General features: G+C 72.6%; 5 protein-coding genes and 2 pseudogenes. 4 read left to right on the top strand and 3 right to left on the bottom strand.

The annotated features are described in order from the left end of the window. Together VR44_RS22350 and VR44_RS22345 are read left to right on the top strand one after the other, a co-directional pair. On the top strand, positions 1-1,454 hold a 1,454-nt coding region (locus VR44_RS22350; protein WP_045949354.1), incomplete at its 5' end, for an LCP family protein. A gap of 156 nt (positions 1,455-1,610) precedes the next feature. Continuing rightward, the gene (locus tag VR44_RS22345) at positions 1,611-3,320 is read left to right on the top strand and encodes an LCP family protein (protein ID WP_094191838.1); all 1,710 of its coding nucleotides are present in this window, start codon (positions 1,611-1,613) and stop codon (positions 3,318-3,320) included. A gap of 79 nt (positions 3,321-3,399) precedes the next feature. On the opposite strand, the gene VR44_RS22340 is transcribed toward VR44_RS22345, so the two are convergent. Then, the gene (locus tag VR44_RS22340) at positions 3,400-4,425 is read right to left on the bottom strand and encodes a glycosyltransferase family 2 protein (RefSeq protein ID WP_045949353.1); all 1,026 of its coding nucleotides are present in this window, start codon (positions 4,423-4,425) and stop codon (positions 3,400-3,402) included. A gap of 144 nt (positions 4,426-4,569) precedes the next feature. On the opposite strand from VR44_RS22340, the pseudogene VR44_RS22335 reads away from it, so the two are divergent. After that, positions 4,570-6,092 (top strand): annotated as a pseudogene (locus tag VR44_RS22335) (LCP family protein). Between the two features lie 23 nt (positions 6,093-6,115). Here VR44_RS22335 and VR44_RS22330 read toward each other — a convergent pair. Then, positions 6,116-7,612, bottom strand: coding sequence for a glycosyltransferase family 39 protein (locus VR44_RS22330; RefSeq protein ID WP_045949352.1), 1,497 nt, complete (start codon positions 7,610-7,612; stop codon positions 6,116-6,118). Positions 7,613-7,768: 156 nt separating this feature from the next. After that, positions 7,769-8,341 (bottom strand): acyl-CoA thioesterase, encoded by a 573-nt coding sequence (locus tag VR44_RS22325; protein ID WP_045949351.1) that lies wholly within the window; start codon positions 8,339-8,341, stop codon positions 7,769-7,771. A 106-nt stretch (positions 8,342-8,447) separates the two neighbouring features. Here VR44_RS22325 and VR44_RS45995 point away from each other — a divergent pair. After that, a pseudogene (locus VR44_RS45995) lies at positions 8,448-8,862 on the top strand (hypothetical protein); the annotation flags it as partial.

Raw genomic sequence — 8,862 nt, 5'->3', positions numbered from 1 at the left:
GGCTGCTCACGGTCACCGGCGGCACCCTGGCGTTCCTGCTGGTCGGCGGCGGGGTCGGCTCGTACCTCTACTACGAGCACCTCAACGACAACCTGAAGGTCATCGACACCGGCGGCGCGGGCGGCGGGTTCAAGAAGGACCAGCCGATCAACATCCTGGTCATCGGCACCGACAAGCGCAGCGGCAAGGGCAACGAGGGTTACGGGGACGCCGACAGCGTCGGTCACGCCGACACCACGATCCTCTTCCACGTCTCCAAGGACCGCAGCAACGCGACCGCGCTGTCCATCCCGCGCGATCTGATCACCGACATCCCGGCCTGCCCGACGAAGGTCGACGGCTCGGTCAAGGAGATCCCCGGCACCCGGGGCACCCGCTTCAACAACAGCCTGGGGCAGGAGGGCCGTGACCCGGGCTGCACGATGCGCACGGTCAAACAGCTGACCGGCCTGGACGTCGACAACTTCATGATGGTCGACTTCAACGCGGTGAAGAACCTGAGCACGGCGGTGGGCGGGGTGCCCGTCTGCCTGGCGAAGGACGTCAACGACCGCGATTCGAAGCTGAACCTGAAGGCGGGTGAGCACCGGCTGGAGGGCGAGCAGGCGCTGGCCTTCGTCCGGACCCGGCACTCCTTCGGCAACGAGAGCGACCTGGACCGGATCAAGACCCAGCAGCAGTTCCTGGGTTCGATGATGCGCGAGATGAAGTCCAAGGAGACGCTGACCAGTCCGAAGAAGTTCTTCTCGCTGGCGGAGGCGGCGACGAAGTCGCTGACCGTGGACCAGGGACTGGGCTCCATCGGCAAGCTCACCGCCCTCGCGGGCGAGTTGAAGGACATCAACCCCAAGAACGTCACGTTCACGACGCTGCCGGTGATCGACAACCCGAACGAGCCGGCGAACCGCAAGGCGACCGTGGTCGTGAACTCCGCGCAGGCGGACCCGCTCCTGCAGATGATCCGGGGGGACGTGTCCCTCACGGAGGTGGAGAAGAAGGAGCAGGCCGCCAAGGACGCGGCCGAGGCCGACGCCAAGAGCAAGCAGGACGCGCTGCTCCAGGGGAACCGCGCCCCCGCCGGGGACGTCCGGGTGGACGTGTACAACGGCGGCGGCCCGCCGGGATCGGCGTCCACCACTCTGACCTGGCTGCAGAACAGCAAGGGCGTCTACAAGGCCGGCAACCACGGCAACGCCTCGGCGCGGCTGGCCGCCACGCAGCTGGAGTACGCCCCCAACCAGGCCGACCAGGCCAGGGCGCTGGCCGACATGATGGGCCTGCCCGCTTCGGCGCTGAAGCCCGGTGCGGCCGACGCGGGGCCGAAGACCCCGATGAAGCTGACCCTGGGCGCCGACTTCAAGGAGCCCGGCACGCCGCTCGGCGCGGCGGCCCCGCAGCAGGCTCCCGAGGGGGTCCAGCGGGTCGAGGCGGACAAGGCGGTCTGCGCCAAGTGACCTGCCGCACCGGCGGACGCCGGGGTACGGCGCGGAGATGCGGGAACGGGCGGCTCTTAGGCTGCCCGCCGGAAGTCCACAGACCGCCGATGGGGCGGTAGCCGGCAGGACCGGCACAATACCGACCAGTTAAGAATCTTGAGGGGGGTACGCGTGATGCACAGCAGCGTGCGGGGGGAGGGGGCGCCCGACAAGGCCGCCGACGGCATATCCGAAGGCGGCAAGAAGAAGGCGTCCGGCACGGTGCCCCCACCCCGGAAGGGCGAGGGCGACGGCGCCCGGCCCCCGGGCGGTGGCATCCCCGTCCGCCGGCGCCGCCGGCGGGTGCTGTTCTGGGTGGCGTCCGTCCTGGCGTTCCTGATCCTGGGAACCTCGGCGGCCGGGTACCTCTACTACCGTCATCTCGACGGCAACATCCGCAGCGGGCAGCGCCTGAGCGGTGAGAGCGGCGTGGAGAAGACCCACGCCAACGCCAAGGGCCAGCGCCCGCTGAACATCCTGCTGATCGGCTCCGACAGCCGCAACAAGCCGGAGAACGTGGAACTCGGCGGCAGCCGCGACACGGTGGGCAACGCCCCGCTCGCCGACGTGCAGATGCTGCTGCACGTGTCGGCCGACCGGGAGAACGCCTCGGTGGTGAGCATTCCGCGCGACACCCGGGTGGACATTCCCGAGTGCACGGATCCGAAGACCGGCGAGAAGTTCAAGAAGACCTACGCGATGATCAACGAGTCGCTCGGTCGCGGCGGCCCCGGCTGCACCCTGGCCACCTGGGAGAAGCTGACCAACGTCTACATCGACCACTGGATGATGATCGACTTCTCCGGTGTCGTGAAGATGGCCGACGCGGTCGGCGGCGTCCCGGTCTGCGTCAAGGACAACGTCTGGGACCGGCCCCTGCCCACCTCCGGCGGCGGCTCCGGCCTCAAGCTCCAGAAGGGCACGACCCGGGTCAAGGGCGAGCAGGCGCTGCAGTGGCTGCGCACCCGGCACGCGTTCAGCAGCGACCTGGGCCGGGCTCAGGCCCAGCACATGTACATGAACTCGATGATGCGCGAGCTCAAGAGCCAGAACGCCTTCACCGACGTCGGCCGGATCACGGACCTGGCGGAGGCGGCGACCAAGGCCCTGGAGGTCTCGGAGGAGATCGGCTCGGTCAAGAAGCTCTACAACCTGGCCATGCAGCTCAAGGACGTCCCCACCAACCGCATCACGATGACGACGATGCCGACCTTCCAGGACCCCCGGGACGAGGACCGGCTCATAGTGAACCCGGCGGACGCCGACAAGCTGTGGACGATGCTCCGCAAGGACATCGCCTTCGACAAGAACGGGGAGCCGCAGGCCGCGCAGAGCCCCCAGGCCGCGCAGAGCCCGTCGGCCCCGCAGCCCGCTCCGGCCGGCTCGCAGCCGCCCGCGCAGCCCGGCCAGGAGCCTTCGAAGGCCCCGGTCACCACCCCGGACAAGATCGCCGTCAACGTGGTCAACGGCACCGCCGCCGGCCAGCCGCTGGCGCCCCACCGGGCGAACGCGATCGCGGACGTCCTGGTCTCCAAGGGCTTCACCGGCGCCAAGGCGGACACCGCGCTGACCCCGGAGAAGACCACCGTGGTGCGCTACCCGACGCCGGACCTGGCGGACGAGGCGCAGAGCGTGGCGGCCTCCCTGGGCATCCCGAACACGGCGGTGCAGCAGTCGGCCGACGTCTCGAAGATCACCCTGATCGTGGGCGCGGACTGGCGCGAGGGCAACGCCTTCCCGCAGCAGGCCCCGCCGGCGGCCGGTGCGATCCCGGACACCGCCGACGCGATCAACGGCTCCGACACCGGCGCCTGCATGGAGGTCTACAAGCCGTACCGCTGGTGAGCCGGCGGCCGCGCCGAACGCGAAGGGGTGACCCGGTCCGCTGCGGACCGGGTCACCCCTTCGCGTGGTGCGCCGTCCCTCAGACCTCGGCCGGGTCGCGGCGCACCGAGGGGCGGCGGCTGGCGATGACCTTGCGGGCGAGCGAGCGCGGGCTGGTGAGGTAGCCGTAGCCCCAGCACATGTGCATGGTCGCGAGGGCCACGGGGATCCGCGCCCGGGCCTTCAGCGGCAGCCCCTTGCCGGCCGGGACGGAGCCGGCGGTGATCGCCGCGAGGTAGCCGGCCGGGACGGCGAACGCCCACGGGGTGACGGCGACGCCCGCGACCAGCCCGGCCGCGATCGCACAGACGGCGGTCGGCGGGGCCAGGTAGCGCGCGTTGATGGAGCCGGCGTGGTAGCGGGCCACGACGTGCCGCCAGCGGCCGTAGTCCTTGTACTGCTTGGCCAGGGCGCGCACGGAGGGCCGCGGCCGGTACTGGACCTTCAGCTCGGGCGAGAACCAGATCAGCCCGCCGGCCTCGCGGATGCGGAAGTTCAGCTCCCAGTCCTGGGCGCGGATGAACTCCTCGTTGTAGCCGCCCTGCTGTTCGAGGGCCTCGCGGCGGAAGACGCCGAGGTAGACGGTCTCGGCGGGGCCGGCCTGGCCGCCGGTGTGGAAGGCCGCATTGCCGACGCCGATCTTCGAGGTCATCGCGGCGGCGACGGCCTCCTCCCAGGCGTTCTCCCCCTCGGCGTGCATGATGCCGCCGACGTTCTGCGCGCCGGTCTCCTCCAGGAGGCGGACGGCGGTGGCGATGTAGTTCGGGGAGAGCATGCCGTGGCCGTCGACGCGGACGACGATCGGGTGGCGGGAGGCCTTGATCGCGGCGTTGAGGGCGGCGGGGGTCCGGCCCGTGGGGTTGGGGACGGTGTGGACACGGGGGTCTTCGCGGACGAGTTCGGCGGCGATCTCGTCGGTGCGGTCCGTGGACGGCCCGAGCGCGATGACCACCTCCATCTCCCCTGCGTACTCCTGTCCGAGGATGTGCCGGACGGAGTCACGCAGATGGCGCTCCTCGTTGAGCACCGGCATGATCACCGAGACTGCGGGCTGCTGGGCGGGCATGTCGTCCTTCACGGTCGGGTATCGGTGTCACGTTACCGCGTACGGGGGAAACGGGTGCGCGGCGGACGAGCGGTAGGGACAGACGCTGATCGTATGGGCCTACTGTTCTGACGAATCTGCCCGACGTACCGGGAGGTGTCCCCCGTGCCCCAGCCGCACCGCCCCACCCGGCCCGCCGGGCCGGCCCAGCCGCAGCGCGCACGCAAGGGCGGCGGACGCGGCGGTACGGCCCGCGGCCGGCGCGACCGGCCCCGCTGGGGCGTGCGGATCGCGGCCGGGGTCTCCCTGGTGGTCCTGGGCTCGGGGGCCGTCGGGCACGCCGTGATGACCGGGCTGGACACCGGCATCGAACGGGTGGACCCCTTCAAGGACATGAAGAACCGCCCGCAGGCCGGGCACGGGGTGAACTTCCTGCTGGTCGGCACCGACGGCCGGGACAAGATCACCCCGGAGGAGAAGCGCGAGTACCGGCTCGGCGGGGAGCCCTGCCACTGCACGGACACGATCATGCTGGTGCACCTGTCCGCCGACCAGCAGCGGGCCAGCGTGGTCAGCCTCCCCCGCGACAGCTACGCCGAACTCCCCGCCCACCAGGACCCGGTCACCGGCAGACCCCACCGCCCCCACCCCGTCAAACTCAACGCCGCCTACGCCGAGGGCGGGCCCAACCTGACCGTGCGCACCGTGGAGAACATGACCCGGGTCAAGATCGACCACTATCTGGAGGTCGACTTCACCAGCTTCATGCGGACCGTCGACGCGATGGGCGGGGTGGAGATCTGCACCGCCAAGGCCCTCCACGACCAGAACACCGGCCTGCACCTGCTGCCCGGCACCCACCGCCTCACCGGCGGCCAGGCCCTGCAGTACGTCCGCTCCCGCCATGTCGACGGGGCCGCCGACCTGGGCCGGATGCAGCGCCAGCAGCGGTTCGTCGCCGCCCTGATCAAGCAGGCGACCGGCGGCGGGGTGCTGCTCAACCCGGTGAAGTTCAAGGAGGTCAGCTCCACCCTGCTGGGCTCGGTGCGTGCCGACAAGGACTTCGGCTCCGAGCAGATGCTGGCGCTCGGCCAGGCCATGCGGGGCTTCACCCCCTCCTCGTCCGAGTTCGCCTCCGTCCCGATCGGGGACGCCTCCTACCCGGTCAAGGGGATCGGCTCGACCGTCAAGTGGGACGACCACAAGGCCGCCCAGCTCTTCGAGTCCCTGCGCGAGGACCGCCCGCTGGCCCCGCCCCGCCCCGGCCGCCCCGCCGCCCCGCCGGCCGGCCCGCGGCCGCGGCCGCGCCGTCACCCGTCACGGTGGACGTGCCCCCGCAGCAGGTCCGCGTCCAGGTGGAGAACGGCACCCGCATCGACGGGCTCGGCGGACGGGTGGACTCCGCCCTGCGCGCCACCGGCTTCGACACCACCGGCACCCCCGCGAGCGGTGCCGGCCGCGACGTCCGCCGCACGGTGATCGCGTACGACCCGCGCTGGGACCGCTCCGCCCGCACGGTGGCGGCGGCCCTGCCCGGCAGCGAACTCCGCGCGGTCGCCGGGCAGGGCCGGACGGTACTGGTGATCGCCGGCTCCGACTACGCCAAGGTCGTACCCGTCCGGGCCGAGGACCCCCTCCAGGGCGAGTTCGGCGTGGTCACCGGCGACCAGGTGGTGTGCGGGAAGTAGCGTCGCGCCCGGCACGGGGCCCGCTACTTCACCCGCTCCAGCAGGGAGACGTGCAGCCCGCGCACCTCGGTGGTCGAAGCGACCCGGTAGTGGTCCTTCAGGGCCTTCTTCGGGGCCGCGGGGAGCCGGTTGTACGGGTCGTGGTTGTCGCCGGTGTCCCGCGTCACCAGCCAGATCCGCTTCGTGTCGCCCAGGCAGCTCTCGGGCTGCTTGCACTCCACGGGGAACAGGTCCTCGGACGCCACCGCCGACCGCTCGGCGAAGACGTCGCGGAGCCGGACCCGGTCGGGCAGGTAGTAGGCGATCTGATAGTCGATCATGAACACCCGCTCCAGCTTGCCGCGCGGCGGGACGAAGCCGTCACCGGGCCGGTAGCCCTTGGCGATCACCCGCGCCGCCGCGATGCCGTCCGAGGTCTCCTTCGCCTGCTCGGTACGGAGCTGACGCTGGTCGGGGGCACCGAGCAGGACCAGCGCCGCCAGCCCGGCCGCACCGGCCGCCCGGGGCCGCAGCGCCGCCAGCCCGGCGGCGGCGAGGATCGCCCACGCGGGGACGGTGAACAGCACGTAGCGGTCGATGAAGTACGAGGAACTGCCCTGCGAGGCCACGAAGCAGGCGCCGATGGGCACGGCCCCCAGCAGCATCACCTCCACGGCGGGGCGCCGGCCCCGCGGCCACGCGAGCGGCAGCAGCGCCAGCGCGGCGATGCCCAGACCCACCAGCGGGGAGGCGAACAGGTTGTCCCAGAGCCCGGAGATGTCCCGCATGCGCGGGGTGTCGATCCAGCTGATCTGCCGGCCGACCTGCCGCCGCCCCAGCAGCACCAGCGGAACCACCGGCACCAGCCCGGCCACGGCCGCCACCGCGAACGACACCACGGTGCGGCTACGCCGGCCGCGCCACCACCGCAGGACGACGATCATCGCGTGCGGCAGCAGCACCAGCAGGGACACCATGTGCAGCAGCCCCGACACGGCGACCAGGGCGGAGTACCCCGCCCAGCGCCAGGCCGACGGCCGCTCCAGCGCCCGCAGCAGCAGCCAGGTCGCGGCGGTCACGGCGAGCACCACGAAGGCGTACGACCGGGCCTCGGTGCCGTACCGGGTGACGGCGGGCAGCAGCGCGAACAGCAGCCCCGCGAACACGGCGGTCCGGCGGTCGAACAGGGCCCGCGCGATCAGTACCACCAGCGCCGCGGCACCGGCCATGGCCAGCCCCGACGGCAGCCGGAGCATCGCGGCGGAGTCCCCGAAGACGGAGACCCAGCAGTGCAGCAGCAGGTAGTACAGGCCGGAGACGGCGTCGACGTGCCCCAGCATCCCGATCAGCTCACCGGTGCCGCGGGAGGCGGCCTCCCAGCTGGCCAGCTCGTCGCGCCACAGCTGCGGGGTCCCGGCCCGGAAGACGGTCACCGCCAGGGTCAGCAGCGCGGCCCACAGCCAGTCGGGCACGGGCAGCCGGCGCCGGCCCGCCGGGGCGGGGGCGGCGGGCGCGGGTGCGGTCTGGGTGGCAGTCGGCATCAAGGGGTCTCCGCGGCAGTGCCGGTCGTGGGCCGGTCGTGGGCCGGTCGTGGGTGCACGGCCGTCACTCGTGCGGGAGCCGGACGTCGACGTATCAGCATACGGGGACAAAGGGTAAGGCTCCCGTATGCTCCGGCCCCCCGGCCCGGGCCGGGGTCAGTCCTCGTCCAGGCCCTCGGCGAGTCGGCGCTCGCGCAGCTCCTTGATCGCCTGACGCCGGGCGAGGCGGTGGGTGCGGCGGATCTGCGCCTCCTGGTAGCGGCGCTCGTCCTGCTCGGTCTCCGGGATCACCGGCGGGACCGGGCGGGGCTTGCCCTCCGCGTCCACCGCCGTGAAGACGAGGTAGGCGCTGCCGACCTGGGTGGCGGGGGTGGACTCGTTCCACCGCTCCGCGAGCACCCGTACGCCGATCTCCATCGAGGAGCGGCCCGTCCAGTTGACCTGCGCCCGGACGTGGACCAGGTCGCCGACGCGGACGGGGGCGAGGAAGGCCATCTCGTCCATGGAGGCGGTGACGGCGGCACCCATCTCGTCTATGGAGGCGGTGACGGCGGCACCGCCGGAGTGGCGCCCGGCGACGGCTCCGGCCGCGTCGTCCACCAGCTTCATGATCACACCGCCGTGCACGGAGCCGAGGAGGTTCGTGTCGGCCGCGGTCATGATGTGGCTGAGGGTGGTCCGGGACGCCGAGATCGGCTTGCCCTCCAGCGCCTCCGGTATCTGTGTCATGCAGCCACCTTAAGTGCGTAGCCCAGGCATCAGGTGTGCAACAGCCCCGGTACGAAGACCCCACCGGGGTGTCCCGGCCCGCTACCGGCCGGGCATCCTTGTGCGCATGAGTGACTGGGACGGTTTCGGCGGCGAGCGCGACGCGCGCGGCCGACGCGATGACGGGTACGGGCGCGGCAGCGGGCAGGCGCAGCCGGAGGGGCCGCAGCGGATGCGGCACGTCCAGCGGCAGCCGCAGGCCCCCCGGCCTCCCCGGCCGCAGCCCCGTCCCGCACAGGGCCCCGGCCGGACCCCGGTCCCCCCGCAGGCCCCGCCGCCCGGCGCGCGGCCCGGCCCGGGCTACGGCGTGCCGCCGCAGCAGCGGCAGGACCCCGACGCGGCGTACGACAGCGGGTACAACACCGGCCAGGTCTACGGACGCCCCTCCGGCCCCGGCCGCCCCTCGGGCCCCGGCGGCCCCGGGCGCCCCGGCGGACCGGGCGGCCCCGGCGGTACGGGCCGGCCCGCCGGTCCCGCGCCCG

It is taken from the genome of Streptomyces katrae, assembly GCF_000966975.1.
In the GTDB taxonomy this organism is placed as follows: domain Bacteria; phylum Actinomycetota; class Actinomycetes; order Streptomycetales; family Streptomycetaceae; genus Streptomyces; species Streptomyces katrae.
The sequence above is the reverse complement of the archived record's forward strand: the minus strand, read 5'-3'. Positions and strand labels throughout refer to the sequence as shown.